The sequence below is a fragment of the Pseudomonas sp. MC6 genome (assembly GCF_054790575.1).
The window spans coordinates 3,058,260-3,084,628 of sequence record NZ_CP186504.1 but is presented as its reverse complement, the minus strand read 5'-3'; the positions used below and the strand labels follow the sequence as shown (position 1 = coordinate 3,084,628).

Sequence of the window (26,369 nt, the reverse complement as noted above, 5' to 3'; positions counted from 1 at the left end):
GTGAGGCTGTTTTGAAGCCTGAACCGCGTAGCGCTTACAGGAAGATGAACTTGGCGATGAAGATCGCGCAGAGCATCCACAGGCTCACGGAAATTTCCTTGTACTTGCCGGTCCCGGCCTTCAACGCCACATAGGTGATGAAGCCCAGCGCGATGCCGTCGGCGACCGAAAAGGTCAGTGGCATCATGATCGCGGTGACGATGGCCGGGATAGCGTCAGTCGCTTCGTCCCATTCGATGTGGGCCATGCCGCCCATCATCAGCATCGCAACGTAGATCAGTGCACCGGCGGTGGCATAAGCGGGAATCATGCCGGCCAGCGGTGCGAAAAACATTGCCGCTATAAATAGCACACCTACGGTGACTGCGGTAAGACCAGTCCGACCACCAGCGGCGACACCGGCAGCACTTTCCACATAGCTTGTTACTGGAGGAACTCCAACCACGGCACCGAATACGCTGGAGGCACTGTCGGCTTTCATCGCCCGGGAGAGGTTTTCGATGCGGCCGTCAGCGTTCACCAGATTGGCGCGCTGGGCGACCCCCATCAGGGTACCGGCGGTGTCGAACATGTGCACAAAGAGGAAGGCCAATACCACGCTGATCATGCTGACGTTGAATACGCCGGCGACGTTCATGGCCATGAACGTCGGAGCCAGACTCGGCGGGGTCGACATGATTCCTTCGTAGTGCACGATGCCCAGGCCCCAACCGGCCAGGGTCACGGTGATGATGCTGATGAGAATTGCGCCGAAGACTCGGTGATAGCTGAGGATCGCGATCATCAGAAAGCAGATGGCCGCGAGCAGCGGGCCAGGTTCGCGCAGGGAGCCGAGTTTGATCAGTGTGGCCGGGCTATCGACGACGATGCCTGCAGTTTTCAAACCGATCAGGCCGAGGAACAAACCAACGCCAGCACCCATCGCAAAGCGCAGGCTGACCGGAATGCTGTTGAGCAGCCACTCACGAATCCGCGAAAAAGTCAGGATCATGAACAGCACACCGGAGACGAACACCGCACCCAGCGCAGTTTCCCAGTTGTAGCCCATGGTGCCGACCACGGTGTAAGTGAAGAACGCGTTGAGACCCATGCCCGGCGCCAGACCCACTGGCCAGTTGGCATACAGGCCCATCAACAGGCAGCCCAGTGCAGCGGCGATACAGGTGGCGACGAAGGCTGCACCGTGATCGATCCCGGCATCGGCCATGATGTTCGGGTTGACGAAGATGATGTAGGCCATGGTGATGAAGGTTGTCAGACCGGCAATCAGCTCGGTCTTCACCGTGGTGCCATGCAAGCTGAGTTTGAACAGACGTTCCAGCAGACCACTGCGTAATGGTGGCGAGAGGTCCAGCGTCGATGCTTCGGATTTGCGGCTTTCCACAGCGAGTACTCCTCAAGAGTTTTATTGTTATTTCCAGGGCCGGACCCATGAGGGGTGGCAGCGGCCCTTTGAGGCATACGCGAATTTGTTGACCATGCGGTCAGGAACTCGCACGCTGTGGATTATGCTTTTGTGTACAAATAAAGCAAATATTGTTTTTGGTTTTGTTTACGAAAGTTCCGTCGATAGGGATATATCGCCCTTGATGGCCCCTTCGCGAGCAAGCTCGCTCCCACATTTGAAATGCGTTCCTCTGTGGGAGCTAGCCTGCTCGCGAAGAAGCAGTCCCATTCAATCGAGAGCCGTCTGACTTTTCCCCAATGCCAGATTCACCGCCAACCAGCCATTCACCGCCGCTTCACCAGCCTCGGCAAACACCCGCTCCAGCAATTTCACCTGCTCACGGCGCAACGCCTGTTCAAATTTCGCGCCTTCCGCCGTCAGCTCCAGCAGGCGTTTACGCTTGTCGGCCTCCGACGCCACGCTGTCCACCAGATGCATTTCCTGCAACTGCCGCAACGGCATGTTCAGCGCCTGCTTGCTCACGCCGAGTAATCCCAGCAATTCCTTCACGCTCAAATTCGGATACCGCGCGATGAAAAACACAATGCGCTGATGCACCCGCGACAGCCCACGGCGCTCGAGCATTTCATCAGCCTTGGCGGTGAAGGCCTGATAGCCGAAGAAAAACGCTTCCATCGCCTGTTGCTGACTGGATGGGTTTTTAAGGTCAATCATGTTGACGTACTCGCTCAAGCTGTCGTAATTTCAGTCAACCAGTTTGACTCATTTTTCGTCCGCCTCGCTACCGGTGACTTCCATGGCTTTTTCCGAACGTGTCTCACGCCTTAAAAGTTCTTTGATCCGTGAAATCCTCGCCGCCGCCCAGCGTCCGGAGGTCATGTCGTTCGCTGGCGGCTTGCCTGCTGAAGCCATGTTGCCCAAGGTTGAATGGGCCGACATGCCGCTGTCTCTTGGCCAATACGGCATGAGCGAAGGCGAACCGGCGTTGCGCGAAGCGTTGGCGGCGGAGGCGAGGGCGCTTGGACTGGAGTGTCAGGCGAGTCAGGTGCTGGTGGTCAGCGGTTCCCAGCAAACCCTCGATCTGGCGGCCAAGTTGTACATCGACAAGGGCACGGAAATTTTGCTGGAGGCGCCGACGTATCTCGCCGCACTACAGATATTCCAGCTGTTCGGCGCCGATTGCCTGACCGTGCCGCAGGAGTCCGACGGCCCGAACCTGGCGCAGTTGCGCGAGCGTTTGGAGCAACATCACCCAGCGTTTATCTACCTGATTCCGACGTTCCAGAACCCGTCCGCCGTGCGCTACAGCGAAGAAAAGCGTGCAGCGGTAGCGGCTTTGCTCGACGAGTTTGGCGTCACCCTGATCGAAGATGAGCCTTACCGTGAACTGACTTTCGACGGTGGCAGCGCGAAGCCGATTGCCGGGCGTCTGCAGAAGTCCAGTTGGATCTACACCGGCACCGTGTCGAAAACCCTGCTGCCGGGTTTGCGTGTCGGCTATCTGATCGCCAGTCCCGATCTTTTTCCGCACTTGCTCAAACTCAAGCAATCGGCGGATCTGCACACCAATCGCATCGGCCAATGGCAGGCGTTGCAGTGGATTGGTACTGAAAAGTATCAGCAGCATTTGAGTGAGTTGCGCGGCTTCTATCGGCAGCGGCGGAATGCCTTTCAAGCGGCGCTGGAAACGCATTTTTCTGATCTGGCGGATTGGAACATGCCACAGGGTGGGTTGTTTTTCTGGCTAACGTTGAAGCAACCGCTGGATACGCGAACACTATTGAATGATGCGTTGGCCAGTGATGTAGCGTTTATGCCGGGTGAGCCGTTTTTCCCGGATCCGGATAATCATCATGGGCATTTACGTTTGAACTTCAGCCACATCGATCCGGCGCGACTGGATGAGGGATTGAAGCGATTGGCGGCGGTGGTGCGCCAGGCGCAGCTAGAGAAAGCGGCCTGAAAACAAATAAACCGGCTCGAGGGCCGGTTTATTTTTGTCTGGGATTTGCCGTGGCTGAGAGGGCCTCTTCGCGAGCAGGCTCGCTCCCACAGTGAAAATGCATTCCAAAGGGTGGGAGCGAGCCTGCTCGCGAAGGCGTCAATCAGCCCACCACATAATCATCAGACCGCAGCGAAGCGCTTATCCAGATAATCAATAATCGCCTTGGACTCGTACATCCAGGTGGTCTGGCCATTCTCTTCAATCCGCAGGCAAGGCACCTTGATTCGGCCGCCCTGTTCCAGCAGCGCCTGACGATCCTGCTCGTTGTTCTTCGCATCCTTCAGCGCCACCGGCACATTCAGGCGGTGCAGCGTACGACGGGTTTTCACGCAGAACGGGCAGGCATGGAACTGATACAGGGTCAGACCCTTCGCAGCGGCGTTGACCTGTGCCTGAGTTTCGGCAGGGCGCTGTTTCTTGCCCGGACGGGTGATGAAGTCGATGAAGATAACCAGTTGGCCGAGGCCGACACGAAGCGCTTTGACAAACACGTTGAAAGCCTCACGGTGCAAATAAAGAAAGGCGCGCAGCTTACCCGATTTTTCCCGGGCGAAAAAAAACCGGCGATGAATGCCGGTTTTTTTTTCGTACTGCGAATTATTTGATCAGGCTGAGAAATTCGCTGCGAGTCGCTGCGTTTTCGCGGAACTCACCGAGCATCACCGAAGTGATCATCGACGAATTCTGCTTCTCGACACCGCGCATCATCATGCACATGTGCTTGGCCTCAATCACCACGGCTACGCCCAGCGCGCCGGTGACTTGCATCACTGCATCGGCGATCTGACGGCTGAGGTTTTCCTGGATCTGCAGGCGACGGGCGTACATGTCGACGATCCGCGCGACCTTAGACAGGCCCAGCACTTTGCCGCTCGGGATGTACGCAACATGCGCCTTGCCGATGAACGGCAGCAGGTGGTGTTCGCACAACGAGTACAACTCGATGTCCTTGACCAGCACCATTTCGCTGTTGTCGGAGCTGAACAGGGCACCGTTGGTGACCTCTTCGAGCGTCTGTTCATAACCGCGGCAGAGGTACTGCATGGCTTTGGCGGCACGCTTTGGCGTGTCGAGCAGGCCCTCGCGGGAGACGTCCTCGCCCAATTGGCCGAGAATCGCGGTGTAGTTCTGTTCCAGTGTCACAGGGGCTGATTCCATAAGGGTTTCAGAGGGGTACTGTTTCTGTCTGTACCAATTTTGTACCAATCAAGCTGTTTTCGAGCTTGCCGAGTTCACCCCAGTCAGTGCTGGAATGGGGTCCATCGTGCGTAAGTCGATAGCAACATCTGAACGCTATGACCGAGCTGAGTGGCAATAAACGCAGGGTTCATACCCGCCATGAGGCACATGGTAGCGTATGTGTGTCGGCAGTTGTATTGCCGGCGGGCGCGAATCCCCAATTCGGTCAGCGCGGCCTGAAACGCTCACCGACACCCAGAGCGCCAGACCCGATCTCTCACTTCAGCGATTTTATCGAGTAAAATCGCGGGCCGCAGGTCACGTTTACCGTGTAAAGAACGCGCAGAGCGGCTGCGTGTCGAGGCTGAGCCTTGGCATGTGGAAGGCAACAAGCGTTGAGTGAAAGGTTCATTGAAACGACGGCCCGAAAGGGCCTTTTGCATTACCTGGATGCGATTTTCGCGCCCGTTAGCCAAAGGAAAATCATGAAAAGTACAATCAATGATATGGCGTTTACCGAGCGTCGCCGCGTGCCTGTGAGGGCTTTATTGGGCGGTGTTTTATTCTTGGTCATGGCCATCCAGGGGTTCCGTATGGACTCCAATGGAATCGCTGCGCTGCTGCTGGTGTGTTCGTTATGGTATTTGGGCATGGCGTGGCTGAATCGCAACGCGGGCTCGCAAACCTTGATGATCCTCAAGGACAAAGGCATCTGGTTTTTCAATGCTGATGGGTTAGTCCCCTACACATCGATTGAAGCCACAGAGGTCGAATCGTACAGCGGGATAGCTCAGATGCAGCTCAATACAGTACTTCATATCATTGCCGAAAAGGCTGACACCCTGCCGAACTTTAATGACAGCCGATGGAAGATCTTTTTCAAGATGCCAAGTGCGCGAAAGGGTAAAGGCTTTCGTAAGCATCTTGTGGTGTTCAACTATGGTGGTCTGCGCGACGAAGATGGCAAAAACGTCGACTATGAAAACCTTGAAGAAGAACTTGCGTACCGTATCGAAAAGGCTCACCACGAGGAACATGAGCAGAGCAATTCGGTTTATGTGCCCTCATCGTCAGCGAACGATGCGCTGTCGCCTGTCACTCATTGAATCCCGCTTATCGCGACGGGCGCTGGCAGTGGGTGCAAAGCCGACTGCCGAAAGCTGCCGTTCAGCAACGCCATTCGAACAGCTTCAGCAAAGTGAAAGCCCTGCATCGTGACTAACGATGCGGGGCTTCAGAGGGGGCGGATTATTCGTCGCGGCCTTCCATCATGGTGCGTTTGAGCATCACGTAAACCGCGCCGGCACCGCCGTGTTTGGCCTGGCACGAGCAGAAACCCAGGACCTGCGCATGTTGGCGCAGCCAGGTGTTGACGTGGCTTTTGATCATCGGCCGCTTGCCGTCCAGACGCACAGCCTTGCCGTGGGTGACGCGTACGCAGCGGATTTCGAATTTGGTCGCTTCGGCAAGAAACGCCCAAAGGGTTTCCCGGGCTTTTTCCACACTCATGCCATGCAAATCGAGGCTGCCCTCGAACGGAATCTGGCCGACCTTGAGTTTGCGCATCTGACTTTCCTGCACCCCGTCACGAGCCCACATCAACTCGTCTTCCGGGCCGACGTCGATCACGAACTGATCGGACAGACCATCAACGGTAGCGGTGTCAGTGCGCACGGTGGCCGACTGACGCAGCTTGGCAATCTGTGCGCGGTCAGCCTTGGGTTTGCCGGTGTCGGCGCGGTCGTGCTTGATCGGCTTGACGCCTTGGATCGCACTTTTGAACAGGGAAAAATCGTCGTCTTGCATGTCAGCCTCCGCGAAGGGCGGCCAGTTTACCCAAGTCGAAACAAAACGGCCCGGCAAAAAGCCAGGCCGGTGATTCAGTCGTGTTTTTTCATCAGGTGCGGGGACATGTTCAGTTCCCGCGATTGCCGCGCGCGACGGCGGCAGCGGCGCCACAGAGCAACACCGAAATACAGAAACAGCAAACCGACCGCCAGAATGATTGCCGAGCCCATTGGCGTGGCATTCAAGTCACCGAGCGCTGGTGGGCGCCCGAGCAGGCTGGCCGCCCCGGCCATCGCCAGCAGCACGCCGAACGTCGCCAGAATGGCCGCGATCGCCGCGCCGAATCGAAAACGCCAGTTGCTTTGGCCTTTGGGCCGCAAGCGGCGTGCGTCAAATCCATCGGATAACTTCATTCCGACCTTCCTCAATGGGTATCGGCCCTTCGACCGGGAGTTGACCGGGTTGTTCCTGAGGCTATGGCATTTGCGGCAAATGAGAGGAATTTGCGGATGAGCGGCGTGCTGAGCCGCTCATCAGAGCAGATCAGATCAGGTCTTGAGTCAGTGCGAGGGTGGCGAAGTTGTCCGCCATGATCGCCATTTCCGCTTCCTGCACCACGGCGGCGCTGAGCACGCGGCCCTTGAACGGCAAATCGCGGGTGGCGCAGGCGTCTTCCACCAGGGTGCAGCGGAAACCCAGGTTCTTAGCCGCGCGCACGGTGGTGCTGACGCTGGAGTGGCTCATGAAACCGCAGACGATCAAGTCGAGCGAGCCAAGGTTTTGCAAACGATCGAGCAACTCGGTGCCGTGGAACGCGCTCGGCAGCAGTTTGCCGATAATGGTTTCATCGCCTTGTGGCTCGAGGCCCGGGATGAATTCGCCGCGTTCGCCCTGCGGGTCGAACAAGCCACCGACGGTGCCGAGATGACGCACGTGCACGATCGGCCGACCGGCTGCACGGGCTGCGGCAACCACTTGTTTGATGTTCGCGACGGCCGCGTCCATGCCGCTCAGGGCCAGCGGGCCACTGAGATACTCTTTCTGGGCATCGATGATGACCACGGTGGCATGGCTCAGTGTGGCCGCTGCGTAACCGCGACCGCTGAGTTGAAACATCGTTTTTGGAACGGACATTCTGGGGCTCCTTGGGGTGGGGCTTTTGCGACATTGTCCTCTGGCTGAGCGGTTCTGTGAATCGCTACCATCGTAGGCACCGTCGTTATTGGCCTGCAGCCTTGTCAAGTTACACGTTCTGTTCAATAGCCGATGCAAAAAACAGAAAACTCCTACCGTCGTCCGGATGATTTTCCTGCGTCGTCGTGGCACGTTTTGGCTGCTAGAATCGCCAGTCGTTTTTTCTGGAGTTCTGCGCCGTGATCACTTCCCGCCTTCGTACCCTGCGTGACCATATCCGTTGGGCCGTCAGCCGCTTCCATGGGGAGGATCTGTTTTTCGGCCATGGCACCGACAATGCCTGGGACGAAGCCCGGCAACTCGTGCTCGGCGCGTTACACCTGCCGTGGGAAATCGCCGACAGCTACCTCGATTGCGCGCTGGAAGACGACGAGCTGGTCAACCTGCAACGCCTGCTCAAGCGCCGCATCGAAGAACGCATTCCCACCGCTTATCTGTTGGGTGAGGCGTGGTTCTGCGGCATGTCGTTTATCGTCGATGAGCGCGTGTTGATCCCGCGTTCGCCGATTGGCGAACTGATCGAAAACCGCTTCGCCCCGTGGATCGGCACCGAACCTGCGCGGATTCTCGACCTCTGCACCGGCTCCGGTTGCATCGGCATTGCCTGCGCCTACGAGTTCCAGAACGCCGAGGTGGTGCTGGCCGATCTGTCGTTCGAAGCGCTGGAAGTGGCCAACCAGAACATCGAGCGCCATGGCGTCGATGAACGCGTCTACACCGTGCAGGGCGATGGTTTTGATGGTTTGCCGGGTCAGCGTTTCGACCTGATCGTGTCGAACCCGCCTTACGTGGATGCGGAAGATTTCGCCGACATGCCGGACGAATATCAACATGAGCCCGAGCTGGGTCTGGCGTGTGGCGATGATGGTCTGAATCTGGTTCGACGGATGTTGGCTCAAGCGGCCGATCATCTGACCGAGAAGGGCTTGCTGATCGTTGAAGTGGGCAACAGCCAGGTACACGTTGACGCGCTGTACCCGGAAGTCGATTTCGCCTGGCTCGAGTTCGAGCGCGGCGGGCATGGCGTGTTCATGCTGACGGCGGAGCAGTGCCGCGATCATCAGGCCTTGTTCGCTTCCCGCGTCTGACCCGTTAAAAGCAAAAGATCGCAGCCTTCGGCAGCTCCAGGGGGTACACCATCCCGTGTAGGAGCCGCCGAAGGCTGCGATCTTTTGATCTACCGGTGCGTGGCAATCCAGATCAACAACCCTGCCTGAAACACTGCAAACGCCACCAGACAAGTGATGGTGAAACGCAGCCCGGCGTCTTCACGCTTGAACTTGCTGACCTTGTCTTCCTGCTTCTTCAGCTTCACTTCCTGCTCGGCCAGATTTTGCTCCGCTTGCTGAAGCATCTGCGCCGCTTCAAGAATTTCGACGATCTGCAGCTTTTCGCTGTTCCAGTCACCGAGCAGATCGCCAACCTGCACTTCCTTGACGCTACCCTTCAAATGCTGGGCATCGGCATAGACCACATCAAAACCATGCACACGCAGGAAATGATCGCGACGCAGACGCGTGTCTTCGTTCAGCGCGTCCTTGTTGTTCAAATCCATGCCGTCGACGGTGTAGGTCGGCCAGCGCTTTTTCGCCCAATTGATGCCTTGCGCGGCCATATAGCGGCCAATGCCACGGTTCATCGGTTCGATCTGCAAGCCGCTGTCCGGGCCGAAGTGCACACGCTTGGTCGTGTGATCAACCCACACGTCCAGTTGATTCTGCTCTTTGCGCACACGCTGGCCGGGCAGTTTGATGGCCATGCGCATCAGGCTTTTTTCTTTGCTGTTGCGCTCGGCATAGCCGAATTCGACGAAGCGCAAAGGGCGACCGCCGGTGTTGCGGTCGGTCTGCAGCGGGGCCAGGCGGAGCATCTTGTGGTGCTCGACGTGGACATCCGCCCACGGCAGCTCGACCGCTGGCGGTGCGTCTTTTTCAGCGGTGGTGTCGGGTGAAGTCGGGGTATCAGTCATAACGGCGAGATCCTGTCCAAGCCCTGCTTGTCGCCAGCCATTGCGCTGGCGACAAAGGCTTATCGGCCGTTTTTTGCAGGACTGGAGGGCAAACAACGCTTAACTGGCGCGAAGTCCGTCAATAAACTCGATGATCTTGCTGCCCAGTTCCGCTGCCAGCGGCAAATTTGGATCTTTGTAAGAAGCCAATTGCCGCTTCATATCGTTGTGCACGATGCGCATGACGTGGTTCATGCCTTCGATCACCACCAGATCGGCGTCCGGTTTGACGGCTTTGAGGCGTTTCGCGTCCTCGGTGCCAACCTGGATATCGTTGCTGCCCTGAACAATCAGCGCCGGCATCTTCAATTGCGCGAACGCTTTTGCCGGGTCCTGGCGGAACAGTGAAATCAGATACGGCTGCACGCTCGGGCGGAAAATCACCTGCAACGGCTGCGGAACATTGTCGTCGGTGTGGCCAGCCTTGAGGCTGTCGAGCAGTTCGTTACTGCGCAGCATCAGCGGTGGCGGCAGGCTGCGGGCTAGTTGCTCGCGGATCACCTGATCGACCGGACGGGCGCTGCCGGACAGAGAAATCACCGCCGCTGCATCGACTTTCGGCGCAGCGAGGCTGGCAATCAGCGCGCCTTCGCTGTGCCCGAGCAGAATCAATTTGCCGAAACGCGGATCGGCCTTGAGCTTCTGCCCCCATGCCACCGCGTCCGCCGCGTAGGCTTCTATCGACAAATTGCGCTCATCCGGCGTCGCAGCGAGACTCGCGGCAACACCGCGTTTGTCGTAACGCACGCTGGCAATGTTGTGTTTGGCCAACACCCAGGCCAGGCGCTTGAGGCTGTCATTGCGCCCACCGTCGGGGTTGTTTCCGTCACGGTCCGTAGGACCCGAGCCAGAAATAATCAGGACAACCGGCACCGGGTTGTCAGATTTTGGCAGCAGCAGCGAACCGAAAAGTTCGCCGGTGCCGGTATCCAAAGTGACCGGGCGTTGTAGGACCGTCGCTTGGGCAAAGCCCGTAAACAGGGTAAGACTCAAGATCAAAACTCGCAGCATCATCACGCCATCATTCGCCAAGGTGCCGGTTGGACTCGCCAGCACCACTAAGGTTCGAGGATGAACTACTCGGTTAGCCTGCGTATACTGGCGCGCATCACGAATTTGGGTTTGATTTCACGGAGCGTCCTGCATGTCCGGCAATACCTACGGCAAGTTGTTCACTGTCACCACCGCTGGCGAAAGCCATGGTCCGGCGTTGGTCGCCATTGTCGACGGCTGCCCGCCGGGCCTGGAGATCTCCCTCGAAGACCTGCAGCGCGACCTCGATCGCCGCAAGCCCGGCACCAGCCGCCACACCACCCAGCGTCAGGAAGCCGACGAAGTCGAAATCCTTTCCGGCGTGTTCGAAGGGCGCACCACCGGTTGCTCGATCGGCTTGCTGATCCGCAACACCGACCAGAAGTCCAAGGACTACTCGGCGATCAAGGACCTGTTCCGTCCGGCCCACGCCGACTACACCTACCACCATAAATACGGTGAGCGCGACTACCGTGGCGGTGGCCGCAGTTCGGCCCGCGAAACCGCGATGCGCGTGGCCGCCGGTGCAATCGCCAAGAAATACCTGGCCAGCCAAGGCATCGTCATTCGTGGCTACATGAGCCAGCTCGGCCCGATCGAAATCCCGTTCAAGACCTGGGATTCGGTGGAAGAGAACGCCTTCTTCAGCCCGGATCCGGACAAGGTTCCTGAGCTTGAGGCCTACATGGATCAATTGCGTCGCGACCAGGACTCGGTCGGCGCAAAAATCACCGTGGTCGCCGAAGGCGTCATGCCAGGTCTGGGCGAGCCGATTTTCGACCGCCTCGACGCTGAACTGGCCCACGCACTGATGAGCATCAACGCAGTGAAAGGCGTGGAAATCGGCGCTGGGTTTGCCTCGGTCGCGCAACGCGGCACCGAACACCGCGATGAAATGACTCCGGAAGGTTTCCTCAGCAACAACGCCGGCGGCATTCTCGGCGGTATTTCCTCCGGTCAGCCGATCGTTGCGCATCTGGCGTTGAAGCCGACTTCCAGCATCACCACCCCGGGTCGATCGATCGACATCCACGGCAATCCGGTGGACGTGATCACCAAGGGTCGTCACGACCCTTGCGTCGGCATTCGTGCCACGCCGATCGCCGAAGCGATGATGGCCATTGTGCTGATGGATCACCTGCTGCGTCACCGTGGCCAGAACGCCGATGTGCGCGTGAGCACGCCGGTGCTGGGTCAGCTTTGATGGCAGGCTCTAAAGCCGTCGCGGCATAACCGTGACGGCGCTCCCTTACTGGCGGCTGTCCAGTTTCTATCTGTTCTATTTCGCCTTGCTCGGTTCGACAGCGCCGTTTCTGGCGCTGTACTTCGATCACCTCGGCTTCAGTCCGGCGCGGATTGGTGAGCTGGTCGCCATTCCGATGCTGATGCGCTGCGTGGCGCCGAACATCTGGGGCTGGCTCGGCGATTACACCGGCAGACGCCTGGCCATCGTGCGCTTTGGCGCGGTGTGCACACTACTGACCTTCTCGTTGATTTTCGTCAGCAAGACCTACGCCTGGCTGGCGATGGTCATGGCGCTGCACGCATTCTTCTGGCACGCGGTGCTGCCGCAGTTCGAAGTCATTACCCTGGCGCATTTGCAAGGGCAGACCTCGCGCTACAGCCAGATTCGTTTGTGGGGCTCGATCGGTTTCATTATCACCGTGGTTGTGTTGGGGCGGCTGTTCGAATGGCTGAGCCTCGACATTTATCCGGCGGCGCTGGTGTTGATCATGGCCGGCATCGTCCTCAGCAGCCTGTGGGTGCCGAATGCGCAACCGCCGCAAGGCAATCGGCCGAGCAGTGAGGGCTTCCTCAAGCAACTGCGCAATCCCGGCGTGCTGGCGTTCTATGGCTGTGTGGCGCTGATGCAAATGAGCCACGGCCCGTATTACACCTTTCTGACCTTGCACCTCGAACGACTCGGCTACACACGCGGCACGATCGGCATGCTCTGGGCCGTGGGCGTGGTCGCCGAAGTGCTGATGTTCATGGCCATGAGCCGGATTCTTGCGCGGTTTTCCCTGCGCCGCGTGCTGATGGCGAGTTTTCTGCTGGCGGCGCTGCGCTGGTTGCTGCTAGGTTCGTTCGCCGAGTTTCTGTGGGTGCTGTTGCTCGCGCAGATTCTGCACGCGGCGACCTTCGGCAGTTTTCACGCCGCTGCCATCGCGTTCGTGCAACGTAGCTTCGGCGCCCGCCAGCAAGGGCAGGGCCAGGCGTTGTACGCAGCACTGGCCGGCACCGGTGGTGCGCTCGGCGCGTTGTATTCCGGTTACAGCTGGAATGCCCTCGGCGCGACATTGACCTTTAGTATTGCCAGTCTCGCGGCGCTCGCTGCTGCCGTTATCATTGCCACACGTATGCAAGAGGACAGGCCATGAGCCTTACGCGTGAACAACTCGCCCAGCAAATCGTCGACGCCGGGCGCTTTCTTTATGGTCGCGGCTGGTCGCCGGCCACCAGCAGTAATTACTCGACGCGCCTGTCGCCGAGCGAAGCGCTGCTGACCGTGTCCGGCAAGCACAAGGGCCAGTTGGGTCTGGACGATGTGCTCGCCACTGACCTTTCTGGGAACAGCCTGGAGCCGGGTAAAAAACCGTCTGCCGAAACCTTGCTGCACACCCAGCTCTACAGCTGGCGCCCAGAGATCGGCGCGGTGTTGCATACCCATTCGGTCAACGCCACGGTGCTCTCGCGCCTGACCCCGGAAGACTTTATCGAGTTCGAAGACTACGAATTGCAGAAAGCCTTCAGCGGCGTTTCGACCCACGAATCCCGGGTGCGCGTGCCGATTTTCGACAACGATCAGGACATTGCGCGCCTCGCCGCCAAGGTGCAGCCTTGGCTCGACGCCCATCCTGATTGTGTCGGTTATCTGATTCGCGGCCACGGCCTCTACACCTGGGGCGCGCAGATGAACGACGCGCTGCGGCAGATCGAGGCCTTTGAATTTCTGTTTGAATGCGAGTTGAAAACCCGCAGCGTCATGAACCGCCAAGGCTGACTTCACCGGAAGTAGCCATTTGCCTGATGAAATGCTGTGCCCGACCGGTCTGCAAGAACCGGACGGCAAGGCCGATACCGAGGAATTGCCCCAATGAGCAGCCTGTCCGTCTATCACGTCTCCAGCCCCGAGATTCCCAACAAAGTGCTGACCCACTTTGAAGACATCGCCTCGACCCTGGCCGAACAGGGCGTGCGCTTCGACCGCTGGCATGCCGCCGCGAAAATCCAGCCCGGTGCCACCCAGGAAGAAGTGATCAGCGCTTATAAGGAGCAGATCGACCAACTGATGACCGAGCGCGGTTACATCACTGTCGACGTCATCAGCCTGAACAGCGATCACCCGCAAAAAGCCGAATTGCGCGCCAAGTTTCTCGAAGAACACCGCCATGGCGAAGACGAAGTACGCTTTTTCGTTGCTGGCCGTGGCCTGTTTACCTTGCACATCGACGATTACGTTTACGCCGTGCTCTGTGAGAAGAACGACCTGATTTCAGTGCCGGCCGGCACCAAGCATTGGTTCGACATGGGCGAGCATCCGCACTTTGTCGCGATCCGTCTGTTCAACAACCCTGAAGGCTGGGTTGCCAATTTCACCGGCGAAGACATCGCCGGTCGTTTCCCGCGACTGGAGGACTGATTCGATGTCGATCAAAGCCATTGTCACCGACATTGAAGGCACCACCAGCGCGGTGAGTTTCGTCTTCGACGTGCTGTTTCCGTATGCCGCTAAACACCTGCCGGACTTTGTCCGTCAGAACGCCGAGCGCGCCGATGTCGCCGAGCAACTTGATGCCGTGCGCCGTGACAGCAATGCACCGCAGGCGGATGTTGAACGGGTTGTTGAAATCCTCTTGAGCTGGATCGAGGAAGATCGCAAAGCCACTCCGCTCAAGGCCTTGCAAGGCATGGTCTGGGCCCAGGGTTATCACGCCGGGCAGTTGAAAGGGCATGTTTATCCGGATGCCGTTGAAGCGCTCAAGCAATGGCATCAGGCGGGTTATCAACTGTTTGTGTACTCGTCGGGCTCGATTCAGGCGCAGAAGCTGATTTTCGGCTGCTCGGAGGCGGGGGATCTGACACCGCTGTTCAGCGGCTATTTCGACACGACGTCGGGGCCCAAGCGCGATTCGCAGTCGTACACCAATATCCAGAAAGCCATTGGCGTCGAACCCGAAGAAATCCTGTTCCTCTCGGATATCGTCGAAGAACTCGACGCCGCGCAGTCTGCCGGCCTGCAAACCTGCGGTTTGGCTCGCGAAGGCGGCGAGCTGGGCAGCCACATCACCGTCGACACCTTCACCGGCATCGAACCCGAAGCCTTCTAACCCACACAATCCCTGTAGGAGCTGCGGAAGGCTGCGATCTTTTGATTCTGATCTTAAAAAAAAGATCAAAAGATCGCAGCGTTCCGCAGCTCCTACAAAGAGTTCGCGATCGCGATGGAGATCGCGCATAAAAAAACAGGCCGTGAAGCGAGAGCTCCACGGCCTGTTTTGTTTAAAGCGCTTTAGAAGTTACAGCGAGTGATAAGTCGGCAGGGCAAAACGCTGCTGGCTCTGCAGCATGGCAATTTGCGGCAGTTCACTGGCCTGTTCAGCCAGGTCGCGGCGAATTGCACTGATCGCCCACGACAGTTGGTCGCCGGCATGCAGTTGTTGATAAGTCAGTGCGCGTTTAAACACTTTGCCGTCGCTGCTGCGCAGAGTCAGCAGGATCCCGCCATCGGGACGTGGCGCAGTGGTGACGTCGAAGTTGGAGAACAGGGAGGTAAATTTTTCTTGGATCAGGCTCATGTCTTTCAGCTCCGTATGCACTTGAATGGCAAGCATGCAAAGGAGGTTGCAGTGATTGTGCCAGCATTTAAAAATAAAATTATCGTTATAAATCAATTAGTTATAAATAATGAAAATTCAGGTCGTCGTGCAAACTGCATGAATGGCCATCGTGCATCCTGCATTTTGCGGGATCGTTATCGAAACAACGGAACCAATCGCTTACCCGATGATCATCGCCGCCCTCGGCCGATCAGCGGATACAAAACATTGCAAAAACCGCGTGTACAGTCTGAGAAGCGCTGACGTATTTTCGATCTCGACCCGCGCTCGCACGCGTCGGTTACTGCAAGCCAAAGCCCGAAAAATAAAAACATCGACCTGCACGCCAAGGTCGGACGGGGAGCTTTTATGAGCCACGCGCCAAGCGACACGATTACCTGGGGCATGATGCTCCGCAAACTGCCGATGATCGCCAAAGCTATCCCTCGGGTGGTCAAGGGCATGAAGGTGGCCAACGTCACGGATCCGACCCAAAGCTGTGGCCTTGGCTGGACGTTCGAGCAAGCGACACTGCGCAATCCCGAGGGGCCGGCGTTATTGCAGGGCGATGTATCGCTGACCTATTCGCAGGTCAATCAGTGGGCCAACCGCATTGCTCATTATCTGAACGGGCAGGGCATCGGCAAGGGCGACGTGGTCGCGGTGTTTATCGAAAACCGCCCGGAGTTGCTGGTGACCATTCTGGCGCTGGCCAAGGTCGGCGCGGTCAGTGCTCTGCTCAATACCTCGCAGACTCGCGACACGCTGATCCACAGTGTGAATCTGGTGGCGCCGGTGGCAATTGTCGTCGGCGAAGAACTGCTTCCGGCGTATGCGGCGATTCGCGAGCAAGTGGCGATTACCACGCCGCGCACCTGGTTTGTCGCCGATCAGGACACCTATAGCCATCCGGGCATTGCGCCCGAAGGCTACGTCAATCTGATCAGCGCCAGTGCCGACGCCGCCAGTGATAATCCGCCGAGCAGTCAGCAGGTGTTTTTCGACGATCCGTGTTTCTACATTTACACCTCCGGCACCACCGGCCTGCCCAAGGCCGGGGTGTTCAAGCACGGGCGCTGGATGCGCAGCTCCGCCAGTTTCGGCATGATCGCCCTCAACATGGGCCCCGACGATGTCGTCTACTGCACCTTGCCGCTGTATCACGCCACCGGTCTTTGCGTGTGCTGGGGCTCGGCAGTCAACGGCGCCTCGGGCTTCGCGATTCGTCGCAAGTTCAGCGCCAGCCAGTTCTGGAACGACGTGCGTCGTTATCGCGCGACGACCATCGGTTACGTCGGCGAGTTGTGCCGCTATCTGGTCGATCAACCTGCCAGCGCCGATGACAGCCGCCACGAGGTGCGCAAGATGATCGGCAATGGCTTGCGCCCCGGCGCCTGGGCTGAGTTCAAGACGCGCTTTGCCGTCGAGCACATCTGTGAGCTGTACGCGGCGAGCGACGGCAACATTGGTTTTACCAACATCCTCAACTTCGACAACACCATTGGCTTCTCGCTGATGGCTTGGGAGCTGGTGGCTTACGATCATGACAGCGGAGAGCCGCTGCGCGGTGCCGACGGTTTCATGCGCAAGGTCGGCAAGGGCGAGCAGGGCTTGCTGCTGGCGCGAATCGACGAAAAGGCGCCGCTGGATGGCTACACCGATCCGCAAAAAACCGCCAAAGTTGTCCTTCACGACGTGTTTAGCAAAGGCGATCGCTTTTTCAACACCGGTGATCTGCTGCGCAACATCGGTTTCGGCCACGCACAATTTGTTGATCGACTCGGTGATACCTATCGCTGGAAGGGCGAGAACGTCTCGACCACTGAAGTCGAAAACCTGTTGCTGCAACACCCGCACATCTCCGAAGCGGTGGCCTATGGGGTGGAAATTCGCAATACCAACGGCCGTGCCGGGATGGCGGCTATCACGCCGGCGGAGTCCCTGGCGACGCTGGATTTCGCCGAGTTGCTGACCTTTGCCCGCGAACGTATGCCGGCTTACGCGGTGCCGTTGTTCCTGCGGGTGAAGGTAAAAATGGAAACCACCGGTACCTTCAAATACCAGAAAACCCGATTGAAAAATGAAGGCTTCGACCCCGGCCAGACCAGCGATGACCCGATTTACGCTTGGCTGCCCGGCACGCAGACTTACGTTCGAGTCACCGACGAAGTGTTGGCGGAAATTCATCAGGGCAAGCATCGTTATTGAAACTGGCTATGGCGTGACTTGAGAAAAAGGGGGTGACAGCCAGCGTCTCGCTCGGGAAACTGTCGGCTTTCCGATTGACCGAAAGTGGAGTTGCACCATGTCCGACCAAAGCCGCCAGATGACCCCTGAAGAAGCTGCCGAATTCACCGAGCAGGTTTTCAACAAGGCGCGCGACGGTGATGCCGAGATGCTTGATCGTCTGGTCACGGCCGGTTTGCCGGTGAACCTGAAAAACAGCAAGGGCGACACATTGCTGATGCTGGCCAGCTACTACGGCCATGTGGATGCGGTGCAAGTGCTGCTTAAACACAAGGCCGACCCGGAAATGCGCAATGGCAACGGCCAGAGTCCGATTGCCGGTGCGGCGTTCAAAGGTGATCTGGCAGTGGTCAAGGCGCTGGTCGAGGCGGGTGCCGAGATTGAGGGCTCGTCGTTTGACGGGCGTACGGCGCTGATGATGGCAGCGATGTTCAACCGTGTTGAAATCGTTGAATACCTGATCAGCAAAGGCGCCAACGCGCAGGCCAAGGACGCCAATGGCGTGACTGCGCTGGACGCTGCACGGACGATGGGCGCGGTTGATACCACTGCTCAGTTGGAAAAGCTGTCGGGCTGAAATCCCTTCTGATGGACTGTGGCGAAGGAGAGAATGCGCTATCCTTCGCGCCCTCGAAATTCACCTTCGCCACAGGATCCGCCCTCATGAAAGCTGCACTCGTCGAACTCATCAGCAAAATCAGCTCCGGCTGCATGGGCGAGGACGAGATCGTGAAAGTCGCCGACGAAGCGGCACAGGCCTACGCCGATGCCGATGCTTTTCTGGCAGCCAACCCCGACATCAACTACGACGACACCTTCCCGATCCCGCTGGGCGAGTGGGTCGTGGTCGGTAGCTTGCCGGAAACCGTGCTGTTCCAGGCAGACACCTATGGCGACCTGTTCGCGCAGATCGTCGCCTCGTTCGGCCCAGGCGTGGATTTCAACCTCAAGCCCAAGCAATTGGCCAAGACCGAAGCGCTGGTCGCGCTCAACCGCATCCAGGTGCAGATGAGCAGCATGAACAAGGAAAACGGCGGCTACACGCTGATGAACTTCAGTCAACTGCTCGACGACGAATTGCAAATGGTGTTGGTTTTCGGCAACGACGTGCCTCGGGTGCTGGAACTGTGCGCCGAAGTCGGCATCGCCGCCGCGCCTTCGCTGGAAGCCTTGAAGATCGCCGTTCACGTCTGAACGTAATAAAAGGGAACCCTGCGCGCGACCGTCTATCCTAAAAGTGCATGCCACTATTCTGGAGCGACACCATGGGTTCCACGTTCAACGGTCTGATTGGCCTGATCATCCTTGCCCTCGACATCTGGGCCATCATCAATGTGCTGAAAAGCGGCGCGACCACCGGGATGAAAATCGTCTGGGTGTTGCTGATCATCCTCCTGCCAGTGCTGGGCCTGATCATCTGGGCGATCGCCGGGCCGCGCGGCAACGTGCGGATCTGACCCGATCCCGAGAACACCGCAATACCCTGTAGGAGTGAGCCTGCTCGCGATAGCTATTTTCCAGTCAATGAGTCAGTGACTGAAAAACCGCTATCGCGAGCAGGCTCACTCCTACAAGGGATTATGGTTTGCCGATGAAGTGAGGTTCGACCTGTCATCTTCGGCAACGTAGAATGCGCGCCTTTCCCGGGCAATCGTCCCCACGATTGGCGCCCGCGCATTCATCGGAGCACTTGACCATGACCGTCACCAAAACCAGCGAGTACCTGGAAACCCTCTACGAAGGCTACGGCCAGCGTTTTCGCATGGAAAAACTGCTGCACGAAGTGCGCACCGAACACCAGCACCTGGTGATCTTCCAGAACCCGCGTATGGGCCGTGTCATGGCGCTGGACGGCGTGATCCAGACCACCGAAGCCGACGAATTCATCTACCACGAAATGCTCACCCACGTGCCGATCCTCGCTCACGGCAGTGCCAAGCGCGTGCTGATCATCGGTGGCGGTGACGGCGGCATGTTGCGCGAAGTGGCCAAGCACGCCGGTGTCGAGCACATCACCATGGTCGAGATCGACGGCACCGTGGTCGACATGTGCAAAGAGTTCCTGCCGAACCACTCCAGCGGCGCCTACGACGATCCACGTCTGAACCTGGTGATCGACGACGGCATGCGTTTCGTCGCCACCACCACGGAAAAATTCGACGTGATCATCTCGGATTCCACCGACCCGATCGGCCCGGGCGAAGTGCTGTTCTCGGAAAACTTCTATCAGGCCTGCCACCGCTGCCTGAACGAGGGCGGCATCCTCGTGACCCAGAACGGCACGCCGTTCATGCAGATCGACGAAGTGAAAACCACCGCCGGTCGCCTCAACAGCCTGTTCCCGGACTGGCACTTCTATCAGGCGGCCGTACCGACCTACATCGGCGGCTCGATGACATTTGCGTGGGGCTCGACCAACCCGGCCTACCGCAAGCTCAGCCGTGAAACCCTGCAACAGCGCTTCATCGGCAGCGGCATCGTTACCCGCTACTACAACCCGGAAATCCACATCGGCGCCTTCGCCTTGCCGCAATACGTGCTGCAGGCGATCAACAAGCCAAGCAACGACTAAAAGAACACTGCAACTCCCCTGTGGGAGCCGGCTCGCTCCCACATTTGTTTGCCCCCCACGATAGATGTCGTTTTTTTCATCTTTGCCCGCTGTAATCCTTTTGAACCAACTTTCGGCGTACACAGTCGAGATAGGTGTAAGCCCATTTGCGGGTTTGATCGAGGAGGCACCGATGCAAAAGTGGAAAGTCACTTTCGTGGACGATCATGGTGAAATTGTCGATGAGGTGTTCGAGCGCGCGGAATGCCCCAGCGACGATGAGGCCGCTCGATTGATCAAGGCACGGCTTCTGCCCGTCGCCGCCGAACTGGACCTGAACGATCTGGAAGGGCGCACCGCCGATGCGGGCGTGAAAAACCTGAAAACCCAGAACAGCATCGAAATCCGCAGCATTACTCCCGTCTGACATTCTTCCTGACACCTTTCACACCAGGCCTTGGCAGCGGCTCTAACTTGGGGCTACTCTGCAAGCGAGATCAGCGAACGGATCGCTAAGGTCTGGTCTTGTCAGCTACATGCTTGTTCCCGCGTGCAACCACGTTGCCGTAGTACTTTGGCCAGAGGCCCGGGGCGGGAATACGGAAAGTCTATCCATCTATGCGAGGGGGACGATTCATGAGCACAGCCTATCAAGAAGACATCAGCAGCAATGTTCTGCGCCGCATGAAAGAAGGCGGTTTCGATTTTTCCCGATTCCATCCCATCGAGTTCTACGCAATTTTCCCGGACGAGGAGCGGGCGCGCAGGGCGGCAGGCAAATTTCGCGGTGAATCCATCAATGCTCAGGTCAGCGTGCGTGATGACGGTGCGTGGGCGCTGGAATTGAGCAAAGTGATGTACGCGACGTATGACGATATCGGCGACTTCGAGCAGGGATTCTCTGCCGTGGTTGAACCTTTGGGCGGCATCATCGAAGGCTGGGGCGTGAAGCAGGAGGTGCGCAATCGCCACCGTTTGAACTGATCTCTGATTTCAATGGTTGAACAACGGCTGACCTTCGGGTTGGCCGTTGTCGTTTCCGGCGTACGCAAAGCGCCGTGGCAAAACCCTGAAACAAGAAACCGAGGCAAAAAAGAGCCACCGGAGAGGGTGGCTAAAAGGGAAGACCGACAAGGAGAGGAAACCGGTCAGGGTTACAGCGGGGCGGGCTGCGAGGGCAGTCCAGATCAGTTGAGCTGGCGACTTCGCGGCGCTGTGCACGCGGAAGTTTTGCAGCGAATGCGCGGATTATCCGCAGGCAGCGCCGGGCAGTGAAATCAACTCTGACTATGCTGGTGATAGGCGATGCAGTGCGTCGCAATGAAGCGGGGGCAATCCGGTTGGGGCATTTGCCGCACAGGAATGGTGCGGTGCCTGCGGCGTGTATTTCCAACCGATTGAAATCAAAGCGTTTATGCCGATGGCACGGGCCTTGCGAAGGCCTGTATGTCCGGGTGACAAGGAGTACGGCATGATCCGCACCTATTTTGATGAGATGTACGATGCCGGCGGCCAGGTTCGCCCGCATTATCGGGAGTTCGCCCGCTGGCTGGCCGACACGCCTGACGAACTGCTGGCTCAACGGCGACGCGAGGCCGATCTGCTGTTCCATCGCGCCGGCATTACCTTCACGCTCTACGGCGACGAGCAGGGCACCGAGCGCCTGATTCCTTTCGACACCATTCCGCGCAGCATCCCTGCCAGTGAATGGCGGATCGTCGAGCGCGGCTGCATCCAGCGCGTCAAAGCGTTGAACATGTTTCTCGCCGACCTCTATCACGAGCAGCGCATCATCAAGGCCGGGATCATTCCCGCCGAACAGGTGCTGGCCAACGAGCAATACCAGTTGGCGATGCAAGGCCTGGATCTGCACCGCGATATCTATTCGCACATCTCCGGCGTCGATCTGGTGCGTGATGGCGACGGCACGTATTACGTGCTCGAAGACAACCTGCGCACGCCGAGCGGCGTTAGCTACATGCTCGAAGACCGCAAGATGATGATGCGCCTGTTCCCGGAGCTGTTCGCCGCCCAGCGCATTGCGCCGATCGATCACTACCCGAACCTGTTGCTCGATACCCTGAAAAGCTCAAGTCCGATCGATGACCCAAGCGTGGTGGTGCTGACGCCGGGGCGCTTCAATAGTGCGTTCTTCGAGCACGCTTTTTTGGCGCGGGAAATGGGCGTGGAGCTGGTCGAGGGTGCGGATCTGTTCGTGCGTGACGACAAGGTTTTCATGCGCACCACTGACGGCCCGAAAGCGGTGGACGTGATCTACCGCCGCCTCGACGATGCGTTCCTCGATCCACTGGCGTTCAATCCTGATTCGATGCTTGGTGTGCCGGGGCTGCTGTCGTCCTATCGCTCGGGCAACGTGGTGCTGGCCAACGCCATCGGTACCGGCGTGGCGGACGACAAATCGGTGTATCCGTTTGTCACCGACATGATCCGTTTTTACCTCGACGAAGAACCGATCCTGAAGAACGTGCCGACCTGGCAATGCCGCAACCCGTCTGAACTTTCCCATGTCCTGGCCAATCTTCCAGATCTGGTGGTCAAGGAAACCCAAGGCTCGGGTGGTTACGGGATGTTGGTGGGGCCAGCATCGACGAAGGCCGAAATCGACGCCTTCCGCGAGCGCATCAAAGCCAAGCCGCACGCATACATCGCGCAACCGACGCTGTCGCTGTCGACCTGTCCGACCTTTGTCGAAAACGGCATCGCCCCGCGCCATATCGACTTGCGTCCATTTGTCTTGTCCGGGCGCGAAACCCGCGTGGTGCCTGGCGGTTTGACCCGTGTGGCACTGCGCGAAGGCTCCCTGGTGGTGAATTCCTCCCAGGGCGGCGGAACCAAGGACACCTGGGTGGTCGAGGATTGAAGGAAGCTTGCCATGTTAAGTAGAACTGCCTCGGATCTGTATTGGATGTCGCGTTACCTGGAGCGGGCGGAAAACCTCGCACGGATGCTCGACATCAGTTATTCGCTGTCGCTGATGCCGCAGGACGGCCGTGGTGACGGTCTGCACGAACTCGCCATGCCGCTGCTCATCACTGGCACCCTCGACGATTATCTGGAGCGTCACGGCGCGCTGCATGCCGAACGCCTGCTGCACTTTTTTGCCCTCGACGCCGCCAACCCGGCGAGCATTTACAGCTGCCTCGGCGCGGCGCGGGCCAGCGCCCATGCGGTGCGTGGGCGCATCACGGCGGATATGTGGGAGAACATCAATTCGACATGGTTGGAGATTCGCGGGATCGCCGAACAGGGTCTCAGTCGCTATGGAATGAGCCGTTTCTGCGAGTGGATCAAGGAACGTTCACACCTGTTCCGTGGTGCGTCGTACGGCACGATCATGCGCAACGATGCGTTTCGTTTCATTCGTCTCGGGACGTTTATCGAGCGCGCGGACAACACCTTGCGACTGCTCGATGCCCGTTATGAAATGGCCGGTGATCAGGCCGAAGCGGTCAGCGACGGCACTGCCCACGCCTATTATCAGTGGAGTGCCTTGCTGCGTGCGTTGTCTTCCTTTGAGGCCTACACCGAAATCTACCGCGATGCGCCCGGCGCCCGTCACGTCGCCGAGTTGCTGCTGTTGCGCGCCGATGTACCGCGCTCACTGCGTGCCTGCACCGAAGAGATTGATCAGATCCTCGCGCAACTGCCCGGTGCCAACGGTCGTCCGGCGCAACGTCTGGCGGCAGAGATGGACGCGCGCCTGCGTTACACCGGCATCAACGAAATTCTCGAGGAAGGCCTGCACGCCTGGCTGACCGAATTCATCCCGCTGGTGCGCCAGTTGGGTAACGCCATTCACAGTTCATACCTGGAGGCTGCATGAGACTTTCCATAAGCCACGAAACCACCTATCACTACGAAGATCAGGTGCGGGCGAGCATCCAGTACCTGCGGCTGACACCCCACGACAGCGAGCGTCAGCACGTGTTGAGCTGGCAGCTCGACCTGCCGCGCCCGGTGCGTGCGCAACTCGATCCGTTCGGCAATATCCTGCATGTGCTGACCATGGATGAACCGCACGAAGCGATCATCATCGGCGCGCGCGGGCAGGTTGATATCGACGAACTGCGCGAGGCCGAGCATGAGAGCCAGTCGGCGCTGCCGTTCCTGCGCTTTACTCGCTTGACCGAGGCGGACGAGGCCTTGCGCGCGTTTGCCGAGAGGTCCTGCAAGCAACGGCGGGATCGCACCGCGCTGATTGATCTTATGCACGGTTTGAATCAACACATGACTTACACGCCGGGATCCACCGAGGTCGATACCAGCGCCGCTGAGGCCTTCGCCGGGCGTGCGGGTGTTTGCCAGGATCATGCTCACGCGTTTCTGGCTTGTGCACGTAGTCTCGGGATTCCGTCGCGTTATGTGTCGGGGTACTTGTACAGCGAGGATTGCGAACATCTCGCCAGCCACGCCTGGGCAGAAGCATGGCTGGATGACGCCTGGTACAGCTTTGACGTGACCAATCAACTGGCGCGGCCGGAGCGGCACTTGAAACTGGCGGTGGGTCTGGATTATCTGGATGCCTGCCCGGTGCGCGGCATGCGCCGGGGCGGCGGGTGTGAGCAGATGCACGCGAAGGTATTTGTCTCGCCGACGCCAGTCATCTCCGTACAACAACAGTAAACGCCGTACTCCTGTGGGAGCGAGCCTGCTCGCGATAGCGGTCTGTCAGTTACAAATGTGCTGACTGATACACCGCTATCGCGAGCAGGCTCACTCCTACAAGGAAATGTGCTCAGGGCTTAACTTTGCGTCCGGCCATGTGCTGGAGATACCCCACAAGCATTTCCAGATCCCCCTCCGGCAACACCTCTACCGAAAACCCCGGCATCTTCGCCTGCGGCCACTGACGCAAACTCTGCGGATCACGAATGTAACGCTTGAGGAAATCCGCGCCGAAGTACTCGGTCGGGTTATACGGAATATTCAGATCCGGCCCGAACTGCGCATCCCCCGCACCGTTCAACCGGTGACACGCCAGACAGTTTTTCTGAAACAGCGCAAATCCCAGGTTCACAGGGTCATCCGCTTTCAACGCAGAATCCGGTAGCAGGGCAGGAAAGCGCTCGGCCACTGGTGCCATGCGCTTGATGCTCGCGACCTGGAATGGCCATTGCTCCGGGCTGATATTGCCGGCTTGCGGATCGCTCCAGACCAGATAGAACGGCCCGGCGCTGTGCTTGCCTTCCGACAGTGCTGGCCACGGCTGCGCCGGATCTTCGATGGCCAGCCAGGCCCGTGCGCCGTCGCGGTTAAGCAGTGGCGCAGCGGCCAGTTCTGCAGCAAACCCGTCCAGTGCCACCGCTTGCAGATGATCTTGCGGTTTTATCCCGGTCAGCAGCGCAGCCACAGGCACGACGCGATAGGTCATGTCCTTTTTATAGGACACATCGTTTTTGATCGTGAGGGTTTGCACTTGAGGATGCTTGAGCAATTCCTCGGTCTGCCAGGTGCGGCTGTTTGTACCCAGTTGTAAGTTCAACTGAGCGGCAGACAAGGGCATGCTCAGCAGCATGGCCCCGAACACAATGAGCGCTTTCAAATGATCGCCGTCCATGTCGTGGGAGTGCGCCAAGGTTGGCACAGCCACGCTGGCCCGGGTAGCGGGCCAGTCACATTTTCAGTGGCGATAAACAGCACCTGCCGCTCGATTCAGCCGATGACCTTGGTCAGATTCGGCAAAATCAACAACAGCGTCGTGGCGAAAAGAATGAGCCCTGCTTGACGAACTTTCGGTTGTTTGAACATGGCTTGACCGCCTTTATTGTTATTTCCTGATGCTTGCCTGCATATCCATGACGGCGAGCGCTGCACTTCCTGTTGAAGAACGTAGGCCTCGGCAAAACCCGACGACCCTGACGTACATGTACTACCTTAGGGCCCGCGTCACGCTTGCCTTAGATCCATTTCATATGGAGTTACTGAAAATCGCGATTAAAAAAGCATGAGGCGTATTGCCAGCTTCTTTGCCGCCCGCTGGCTAGACAACTCGCTGACCTGAACCGGTTCACCCGGCCTTTGATGACCGTCCGTCTGAGCGTGTGCGTCAAGTGTATTGAGCACTGTGGTCATTGAAACGATGACGGCTTGGGCCAAGAGTGAAGGTACAAGAAATC

The 26,369-nt window shown here is 58.4% G+C and carries 30 protein-coding genes and 1 pseudogene; 19 read left to right on the top strand and 12 right to left on the bottom strand.

What is annotated here, in order from left to right:
• Positions 1 to 34 precede the first annotated feature (34 nt).
• Together ACOYXE_RS13735 and ACOYXE_RS13730 are read right to left on the bottom strand one after the other, a co-directional pair.
• Positions 35 to 1,384 carry an NCS2 family permease gene (locus ACOYXE_RS13735; protein ID WP_460929638.1) on the bottom strand — a complete coding sequence of 450 codons (1,350 nt, stop codon included), beginning with the start codon at positions 1,382 to 1,384 and terminating at the stop codon, positions 35 to 37.
• A gap of 291 nt (positions 1,385 to 1,675) precedes the next feature.
• Positions 1,676 to 2,122, bottom strand: coding sequence for a MarR family winged helix-turn-helix transcriptional regulator (locus ACOYXE_RS13730; protein ID WP_160056992.1), 447 nt, complete (start codon positions 2,120 to 2,122; stop codon positions 1,676 to 1,678).
• Positions 2,123 to 2,204: 82 nt separating this feature from the next.
• Here ACOYXE_RS13730 and ACOYXE_RS13725 point away from each other — a divergent pair, with 82 nt between their 5' ends.
• On the top strand, positions 2,205 to 3,371 hold the full coding sequence (locus ACOYXE_RS13725) for an aminotransferase-like domain-containing protein (RefSeq protein ID WP_460929636.1): 1,167 nt from the start codon (positions 2,205 to 2,207) through the stop codon (positions 3,369 to 3,371).
• A gap of 161 nt (positions 3,372 to 3,532) precedes the next feature.
• Here ACOYXE_RS13725 and ACOYXE_RS13720 read toward each other — a convergent pair whose 3' ends face one another.
• The 3 genes and pseudogenes from ACOYXE_RS13720 to ACOYXE_RS13710 all read right to left on the bottom strand — a co-directional run.
• Complete coding sequence (locus tag ACOYXE_RS13720) at positions 3,533 to 3,904, bottom strand: glutathione S-transferase N-terminal domain-containing protein (RefSeq protein WP_405122040.1); 372 nt, start codon at positions 3,902 to 3,904, stop codon at positions 3,533 to 3,535.
• A 106-nt stretch (positions 3,905 to 4,010) separates the two neighbouring features.
• On the bottom strand, positions 4,011 to 4,556 hold the full coding sequence (folE, locus tag ACOYXE_RS13715; RefSeq protein WP_019826593.1) for a GTP cyclohydrolase I FolE: 546 nt from the start codon (positions 4,554 to 4,556) through the stop codon (positions 4,011 to 4,013).
• Between the two features lie 22 nt (positions 4,557 to 4,578).
• Positions 4,579 to 4,828 (bottom strand): annotated as a pseudogene (locus ACOYXE_RS13710) (site-specific integrase); the annotation flags it as partial.
• Between the two features lie 249 nt (positions 4,829 to 5,077).
• On the opposite strand from ACOYXE_RS13710, the gene ACOYXE_RS13705 reads away from it, so the two are divergent.
• On the top strand, positions 5,078 to 5,698 hold the full coding sequence (locus tag ACOYXE_RS13705) for a hypothetical protein (RefSeq protein ID WP_405122039.1): 621 nt from the start codon (positions 5,078 to 5,080) through the stop codon (positions 5,696 to 5,698).
• Between the two features lie 142 nt (positions 5,699 to 5,840).
• Here ACOYXE_RS13705 and ACOYXE_RS13700 read toward each other — a convergent pair whose 3' ends face one another.
• The 3 genes from ACOYXE_RS13700 to ACOYXE_RS13690 all read right to left on the bottom strand — a co-directional run bounded on the left by ACOYXE_RS13700 (position 5,841) and on the right by ACOYXE_RS13690 (position 7,514).
• Positions 5,841 to 6,398 carry a Smr/MutS family protein gene (locus ACOYXE_RS13700; protein ID WP_127926454.1) on the bottom strand — a complete coding sequence of 186 codons (558 nt, stop codon included), beginning with the start codon at positions 6,396 to 6,398 and terminating at the stop codon, positions 5,841 to 5,843.
• 74 nt (positions 6,399 to 6,472) lie between these two features.
• The gene (locus tag ACOYXE_RS13695) at positions 6,473 to 6,793 is read right to left on the bottom strand and encodes a hypothetical protein (RefSeq protein WP_007914024.1); all 321 of its coding nucleotides are present in this window, start codon (positions 6,791 to 6,793) and stop codon (positions 6,473 to 6,475) included.
• A gap of 130 nt (positions 6,794 to 6,923) precedes the next feature.
• On the bottom strand, positions 6,924 to 7,514 hold the full coding sequence (locus ACOYXE_RS13690) for a cysteine hydrolase family protein (RefSeq protein ID WP_007914026.1): 591 nt from the start codon (positions 7,512 to 7,514) through the stop codon (positions 6,924 to 6,926).
• A gap of 239 nt (positions 7,515 to 7,753) precedes the next feature.
• Between ACOYXE_RS13690 and prmB the strand changes: the two genes are divergently transcribed.
• Positions 7,754 to 8,662 (top strand): 50S ribosomal protein L3 N(5)-glutamine methyltransferase, encoded by a 909-nt coding sequence (gene prmB / locus ACOYXE_RS13685; protein ID WP_460929632.1) that lies wholly within the window; start codon positions 7,754 to 7,756, stop codon positions 8,660 to 8,662.
• 89 nt (positions 8,663 to 8,751) lie between these two features.
• On the opposite strand, the gene ACOYXE_RS13680 is transcribed toward prmB, so the two are convergent.
• Both ACOYXE_RS13680 and ACOYXE_RS13675 read right to left on the bottom strand, forming a co-directional pair.
• Positions 8,752 to 9,543: a hypothetical protein gene (locus tag ACOYXE_RS13680; protein WP_150794495.1), complete on the bottom strand. Its 792-nt coding sequence runs from the start codon at positions 9,541 to 9,543 to the stop codon at positions 8,752 to 8,754.
• 99 nt (positions 9,544 to 9,642) lie between these two features.
• Positions 9,643 to 10,596 (bottom strand): alpha/beta hydrolase, encoded by a 954-nt coding sequence (locus ACOYXE_RS13675; RefSeq protein ID WP_127926456.1) that lies wholly within the window; start codon positions 10,594 to 10,596, stop codon positions 9,643 to 9,645.
• Between the two features lie 130 nt (positions 10,597 to 10,726).
• On the opposite strand from ACOYXE_RS13675, the gene aroC reads away from it, so the two are divergent.
• From aroC to mtnC, 5 genes are all read left to right on the top strand, one after another.
• Positions 10,727 to 11,818: a chorismate synthase gene (gene aroC / locus ACOYXE_RS13670; protein WP_077571784.1), complete on the top strand. Its 1,092-nt coding sequence runs from the start codon at positions 10,727 to 10,729 to the stop codon at positions 11,816 to 11,818.
• A 31-nt stretch (positions 11,819 to 11,849) separates the two neighbouring features.
• The gene (locus tag ACOYXE_RS13665) at positions 11,850 to 12,995 is read left to right on the top strand and encodes an MFS transporter (RefSeq protein WP_160057002.1); all 1,146 of its coding nucleotides are present in this window, start codon (positions 11,850 to 11,852) and stop codon (positions 12,993 to 12,995) included.
• On the top strand, positions 12,992 to 13,618 hold the full coding sequence (locus ACOYXE_RS13660) for a methylthioribulose 1-phosphate dehydratase (protein ID WP_008080933.1): 627 nt from the start codon (positions 12,992 to 12,994) through the stop codon (positions 13,616 to 13,618). Before ACOYXE_RS13665 ends, ACOYXE_RS13660 begins: the two co-directional genes overlap by 4 nt.
• A 93-nt stretch (positions 13,619 to 13,711) precedes the next feature.
• A complete protein-coding gene (locus ACOYXE_RS13655; protein WP_405122036.1) occupies positions 13,712 to 14,257 on the top strand; it encodes a 1,2-dihydroxy-3-keto-5-methylthiopentene dioxygenase in 546 nt (181 codons plus the stop codon).
• A gap of 4 nt (positions 14,258 to 14,261) precedes the next feature.
• Positions 14,262 to 14,945, top strand: a complete 684-nt coding sequence (gene mtnC, locus ACOYXE_RS13650; RefSeq protein WP_160057004.1) for an acireductone synthase — start codon at positions 14,262 to 14,264, stop codon at positions 14,943 to 14,945.
• Between the two features lie 189 nt (positions 14,946 to 15,134).
• Here mtnC and ACOYXE_RS13645 read toward each other — a convergent pair whose 3' ends face one another.
• Positions 15,135 to 15,413 carry a DUF3509 domain-containing protein gene (locus tag ACOYXE_RS13645; protein WP_008080936.1) on the bottom strand — a complete coding sequence of 93 codons (279 nt, stop codon included), beginning with the start codon at positions 15,411 to 15,413 and terminating at the stop codon, positions 15,135 to 15,137.
• Between the two features lie 51 nt (positions 15,414 to 15,464).
• Here ACOYXE_RS13645 and ACOYXE_RS13640 point away from each other — a divergent pair, with 51 nt between their 5' ends.
• The 11 genes from ACOYXE_RS13640 (at position 15,465) to ACOYXE_RS13590 (ending at position 24,876) form a co-directional block, all read left to right on the top strand.
• Positions 15,465 to 15,698, top strand: a complete 234-nt coding sequence (locus ACOYXE_RS13640) for a hypothetical protein (RefSeq protein WP_160057009.1) — start codon at positions 15,465 to 15,467, stop codon at positions 15,696 to 15,698.
• Positions 15,699 to 15,803: 105 nt separating this feature from the next.
• On the top strand, positions 15,804 to 17,642 hold the full coding sequence (locus tag ACOYXE_RS13635; RefSeq protein WP_160057011.1) for a long-chain-acyl-CoA synthetase: 1,839 nt from the start codon (positions 15,804 to 15,806) through the stop codon (positions 17,640 to 17,642).
• 97 nt (positions 17,643 to 17,739) lie between these two features.
• The gene (locus tag ACOYXE_RS13630) at positions 17,740 to 18,258 is read left to right on the top strand and encodes an ankyrin repeat domain-containing protein (protein WP_160057013.1); all 519 of its coding nucleotides are present in this window, start codon (positions 17,740 to 17,742) and stop codon (positions 18,256 to 18,258) included.
• Positions 18,259 to 18,344: 86 nt separating this feature from the next.
• Complete coding sequence (locus ACOYXE_RS13625; RefSeq protein WP_160057015.1) at positions 18,345 to 18,875, top strand: hypothetical protein; 531 nt, start codon at positions 18,345 to 18,347, stop codon at positions 18,873 to 18,875.
• A gap of 71 nt (positions 18,876 to 18,946) precedes the next feature.
• Positions 18,947 to 19,138 carry a PLDc N-terminal domain-containing protein gene (locus ACOYXE_RS13620; RefSeq protein WP_007914053.1) on the top strand — a complete coding sequence of 64 codons (192 nt, stop codon included), beginning with the start codon at positions 18,947 to 18,949 and terminating at the stop codon, positions 19,136 to 19,138.
• Positions 19,139 to 19,377: 239 nt separating this feature from the next.
• Positions 19,378 to 20,253 (top strand): polyamine aminopropyltransferase, encoded by an 876-nt coding sequence (speE, locus tag ACOYXE_RS13615; RefSeq protein WP_460929625.1) that lies wholly within the window; start codon positions 19,378 to 19,380, stop codon positions 20,251 to 20,253.
• A 172-nt stretch (positions 20,254 to 20,425) separates the two neighbouring features.
• Positions 20,426 to 20,659 carry a hypothetical protein gene (locus ACOYXE_RS13610; protein ID WP_093441755.1) on the top strand — a complete coding sequence of 78 codons (234 nt, stop codon included), beginning with the start codon at positions 20,426 to 20,428 and terminating at the stop codon, positions 20,657 to 20,659.
• Positions 20,660 to 20,868: 209 nt separating this feature from the next.
• Positions 20,869 to 21,216, top strand: coding sequence for a ribonuclease E inhibitor RraB (locus ACOYXE_RS13605; protein WP_007914059.1), 348 nt, complete (start codon positions 20,869 to 20,871; stop codon positions 21,214 to 21,216).
• A gap of 487 nt (positions 21,217 to 21,703) precedes the next feature.
• Entirely contained in the window at positions 21,704 to 23,113 is a 1,410-nt protein-coding gene (locus tag ACOYXE_RS13600) for a circularly permuted type 2 ATP-grasp protein (RefSeq protein WP_007914061.1), read from the top strand.
• Positions 23,114 to 23,125: 12 nt separating this feature from the next.
• Entirely contained in the window at positions 23,126 to 24,076 is a 951-nt protein-coding gene (locus ACOYXE_RS13595) for an alpha-E domain-containing protein (protein ID WP_016982907.1), read from the top strand.
• Positions 24,073 to 24,876 carry a transglutaminase family protein gene (locus tag ACOYXE_RS13590; RefSeq protein ID WP_102901166.1) on the top strand — a complete coding sequence of 268 codons (804 nt, stop codon included), beginning with the start codon at positions 24,073 to 24,075 and terminating at the stop codon, positions 24,874 to 24,876. The genes ACOYXE_RS13595 and ACOYXE_RS13590 overlap by 4 nt, the downstream gene beginning before the upstream one ends.
• Positions 24,877 to 24,988: 112 nt before the next feature.
• On the opposite strand, the gene ACOYXE_RS13585 is transcribed toward ACOYXE_RS13590, so the two are convergent.
• The gene (locus ACOYXE_RS13585; RefSeq protein ID WP_160060064.1) at positions 24,989 to 25,810 is read right to left on the bottom strand and encodes a c-type cytochrome; all 822 of its coding nucleotides are present in this window, start codon (positions 25,808 to 25,810) and stop codon (positions 24,989 to 24,991) included.
• Between the last annotated feature and the right edge of the window lie 559 nt (positions 25,811 to 26,369).

Excerpts from the sequence above, each read along its gene's own strand:
- ACOYXE_RS13610 (WP_093441755.1), top strand. The coding sequence starts at position 20,426 with ATGCAAAAGTGGAAAGTCACTTTCGTGGACGATCATGGTGAAATTGTC.
- ACOYXE_RS13635 (WP_160057011.1), top strand. The coding sequence starts at position 15,804 with ATGAGCCACGCGCCAAGCGACACGATTACCTGGGGCATGATGCTCCGC.
- ACOYXE_RS13705 (WP_405122039.1), top strand. The coding sequence starts at position 5,078 with ATGAAAAGTACAATCAATGATATGGCGTTTACCGAGCGTCGCCGCGTG.
- speE (WP_460929625.1), top strand. The coding sequence starts at position 19,378 with ATGACCGTCACCAAAACCAGCGAGTACCTGGAAACCCTCTACGAAGGC.
- ACOYXE_RS13690 (WP_007914026.1), bottom strand. The coding sequence starts at position 7,514 with ATGTCCGTTCCAAAAACGATGTTTCAACTCAGCGGTCGCGGTTACGCA.
- ACOYXE_RS13585 (WP_160060064.1), bottom strand. The coding sequence starts at position 25,810 with ATGGACGGCGATCATTTGAAAGCGCTCATTGTGTTCGGGGCCATGCTG.
- mtnC (WP_160057004.1), top strand. The coding sequence starts at position 14,262 with ATGTCGATCAAAGCCATTGTCACCGACATTGAAGGCACCACCAGCGCG.
- ACOYXE_RS13590 (WP_102901166.1), top strand. The coding sequence starts at position 24,073 with ATGAGACTTTCCATAAGCCACGAAACCACCTATCACTACGAAGATCAG.
- ACOYXE_RS13645 (WP_008080936.1), bottom strand. The coding sequence starts at position 15,413 with ATGAGCCTGATCCAAGAAAAATTTACCTCCCTGTTCTCCAACTTCGAC.
- ACOYXE_RS13620 (WP_007914053.1), top strand. The coding sequence starts at position 18,947 with ATGGGTTCCACGTTCAACGGTCTGATTGGCCTGATCATCCTTGCCCTC.
- ACOYXE_RS13695 (WP_007914024.1), bottom strand. The coding sequence starts at position 6,793 with ATGAAGTTATCCGATGGATTTGACGCACGCCGCTTGCGGCCCAAAGGC.
- ACOYXE_RS13660 (WP_008080933.1), top strand. The coding sequence starts at position 12,992 with ATGAGCCTTACGCGTGAACAACTCGCCCAGCAAATCGTCGACGCCGGG.
- ACOYXE_RS13725 (WP_460929636.1), top strand. The coding sequence starts at position 2,205 with ATGGCTTTTTCCGAACGTGTCTCACGCCTTAAAAGTTCTTTGATCCGT.
- aroC (WP_077571784.1), top strand. The coding sequence starts at position 10,727 with ATGTCCGGCAATACCTACGGCAAGTTGTTCACTGTCACCACCGCTGGC.
- ACOYXE_RS13655 (WP_405122036.1), top strand. The coding sequence starts at position 13,712 with ATGAGCAGCCTGTCCGTCTATCACGTCTCCAGCCCCGAGATTCCCAAC.
- ACOYXE_RS13595 (WP_016982907.1), top strand. The coding sequence starts at position 23,126 with ATGTTAAGTAGAACTGCCTCGGATCTGTATTGGATGTCGCGTTACCTG.
- ACOYXE_RS13600 (WP_007914061.1), top strand. The coding sequence starts at position 21,704 with ATGATCCGCACCTATTTTGATGAGATGTACGATGCCGGCGGCCAGGTT.
- ACOYXE_RS13730 (WP_160056992.1), bottom strand. The coding sequence starts at position 2,122 with ATGATTGACCTTAAAAACCCATCCAGTCAGCAACAGGCGATGGAAGCG.
- ACOYXE_RS13625 (WP_160057015.1), top strand. The coding sequence starts at position 18,345 with ATGAAAGCTGCACTCGTCGAACTCATCAGCAAAATCAGCTCCGGCTGC.
- ACOYXE_RS13680 (WP_150794495.1), bottom strand. The coding sequence starts at position 9,543 with ATGACTGATACCCCGACTTCACCCGACACCACCGCTGAAAAAGACGCA.
- ACOYXE_RS13605 (WP_007914059.1), top strand. The coding sequence starts at position 20,869 with ATGAGCACAGCCTATCAAGAAGACATCAGCAGCAATGTTCTGCGCCGC.
- ACOYXE_RS13675 (WP_127926456.1), bottom strand. The coding sequence starts at position 10,596 with ATGATGCTGCGAGTTTTGATCTTGAGTCTTACCCTGTTTACGGGCTTT.
- ACOYXE_RS13630 (WP_160057013.1), top strand. The coding sequence starts at position 17,740 with ATGTCCGACCAAAGCCGCCAGATGACCCCTGAAGAAGCTGCCGAATTC.
- ACOYXE_RS13700 (WP_127926454.1), bottom strand. The coding sequence starts at position 6,398 with ATGCAAGACGACGATTTTTCCCTGTTCAAAAGTGCGATCCAAGGCGTC.